This window comes from Pirellulales bacterium, assembly GCA_036490175.1.
Classification (GTDB): domain Bacteria; phylum Planctomycetota; class Planctomycetia; order Pirellulales; family JACPPG01; genus JACPPG01.
On the sequence record DASXEJ010000007.1, the window covers coordinates 1 to 2,593 of the forward strand.

The window sequence follows — 2,593 nt, forward strand, 5'->3', positions numbered from 1 at the left end:
GTCGATCTTTAAGCGACAACCGCCCGCTGGGCAGAACCTTTGCCGTCGAGTTCGTCATGACGTGGCGCTCCTTGCCGGACAATCAGGAATCAATTCGAGCTGGCCGAGCCTGGCAATTTAATAATGTACCGCGTCTGATGCGCGCGTAAAGCCAGATTCTTTGTTTTCGGCGGCGGGCCGATGTGAAGGTCATGCCCACCCCGATTATTTGCCTTCCGCCACGTTGACACCCGCCGCCGGTCGGGTTGAATTGCAGTTATTGGCCGCCGGGGTTATTGGGCCCTGGAGCCCTGTGCGGCTTTGGGAGTGGTCCGCGCAATCCCCACACGGTACGAGTGTTCCGATGGCCGATGAACTGGTCGATCTCTTGCACAAGCACTTTGGCTTCGATCAGTTTCTGCCGGGGCAACACGAAGTAATCGGACACCTGCTAACGAAGAACTCGGCGGCAGCCGTCTTTCCCACCGGCGGTGGTAAGTCGCTCTGTTATCAATTGCCGTCGCTCGTGCTCGACGGCGTAACGCTCGTGGTTTCGCCATTGATTGCCTTGATGAAAGATCAGATCGACGCGCTGACGCGGCGCGGCATCGTGGCTGCACGCCTCGACTCGACGCTATCGGCGGACGAATATCGAGACATCATGCAGCGAGTGCGCGACGGTGCCGTGCGACTGCTTTACGTCGCTCCGGAGCGGTTTCAAAATGAGCGATTCCGCCGCTCGATCGAACGGGTGCGCGTGTCGTTGTTCGCGGTTGACGAGGCGCATTGCATCTCCGAATGGGGGCACAACTTTCGGCCGGATTATCTCAAACTGGTCGAGTTCGCGCGCCGCTGCCAGGCCGAGCGTTTATTGGCCCTGACCGCGACGGCTACGCCGCAAGTGCTCGACGACATTTGTCGGAGCTTCGAAATCGAACCCCATTGCGCGGTGCGCAACAGTTGTTATCGCCCGAATCTTACGATTCTCACCACGCCCGTCGATTTCGCATTGCGCGACGCGCTGCTGATCGAACGCCTGCGCAAGCGCGCAGCTGGTCCGACGATCATCTATGTGACACTGCAGCGGACGGCCGAAGCGGTGGCCGCGAAGCTCGTCGCCCAGGGAATCGACGCCGATGCCTACCATGCCGGCATGGAAGACCAGGAGCGAACGAAAGTCCAAGAACGATTCATGCGGTCGAAGGCCGGCATCGTCGTGGCCACGATCGCGTTTGGCATGGGAATCGACAAATCCGACATCCGTTATGTCTATCACTTCAACTTGCCGAAGAGCCTGGAGAACTACTCGCAAGAAATCGGCCGCGCCGGACGGGATGCCCAGCCGGCCATTTGTGAAATGTTCGTCTGTGCGGACGATCTCAACCAATTGGAAAATTTTGCCTATGGGGACACTCCGACACGCACGGCGGTCGAGCGTCTGGTCGAAAACGTATTCTCGCAGGGCTCGCAGTTTGACGTCAGCTATTATGAGCTCGCAACGCAGTGCGACATCCGCGTGCTGGTGATTCGCACGCTTTTGACCTACCTCGAGTTGGACGGTTATCTGTCGGGTGGAACGCCGTTTTATTCGACCTACAAATTTCGGCCGCTGCTCGCCTCCAGCCAGATTCTCTCCCGGTTCGACGGCGAACGCCGCCAGTTTCTGGAACGACTTTTTCGCCAAGTGAAAAAGGGGAAGACCTGGTTCCAGATCGACGTCGATGGCACGGCCCAGGCGCTCGAATCACCGCGAGACCGCATCGTGCGAGCGCTCGATTACTTGCATGAGCAGGGTTGTATAGAGCTGCAAGCCGCGGGCACGCGCAATCGTTTCGAACGATTGAAAATGCCCACCGATCCGAGAGCGCTGGCCGCAACGCTCCATGCGCGCATCGTCGCTCGCGAGCAGCAGGAAATTGCGCGGCTGGGAGAGGTCCTGGAACTGACACGGCAATCGGGTTGCCAGGTCGATTCCCTTTGCCGCCATTTTGGCGAAACAAGAGCCGAACCCTGTGGGCACTGCACGCGGTGCCTTGCTCCCGATGCGCATTGGCAACCGTCGCGGCATGATTCGTCGCCGATCGATCCGGCAATCATCGCTCAGGCGCTGACGGCGAGGGCAGAACATCCGGAACTTCTTTCGGATCCGGTGATCGCGGCCCGCTGGTTGTGCGGCATTACGTCACCCGCTCTTTCGCGGGCCAAGCTCACATCGCACCCACTGTTTGGTGCGCTGGAGCGGCAGCCATTCACCGCGCTGTGCGCGCGACTGGAAAAAGAGTTCGGAGGACAAGCCGATAAGAGTGTCGGCCAGCGAAGCCGAATCTAATTCTACAGCATCAGTTTGTCGGCAAGCGTTTTGTGCTTTTGCAGCCAGGTTTTACGGTGTGAGCGGGTGGCTGTGGTGTTGCGCGTGATGTAGTACTCAGCAAGCTGCAAGGATTCGTCGTAGGTCCGCGGGCGCTGCACGATCGCAGCCCGAATCAGATCAAACGATTGACGAAGTGAGAGTTGTTCTTTTTCGGCGCGGCATTCCGCACGGACCAACGTGGCCAGGAGGTTTGCAAAGTCGTTAATTCTTAGCTCCGAGGAGTTTCAGTGCCAGCGCGGGATT

Annotated in this window: 1 protein-coding gene; it reads left to right on the forward strand. The window is 58.9% G+C overall.

Annotation, left to right across the window (positions count from 1 at the left end):
• The first annotated feature begins 343 nt into the window (after positions 1-343).
• Positions 344-2,308, forward strand: a complete 1,965-nt coding sequence (locus VGG64_00380; protein HEY1598024.1) for an ATP-dependent DNA helicase RecQ — start codon at positions 344-346, stop codon at positions 2,306-2,308.
• Positions 2,309-2,593 lie beyond the last annotated feature (285 nt).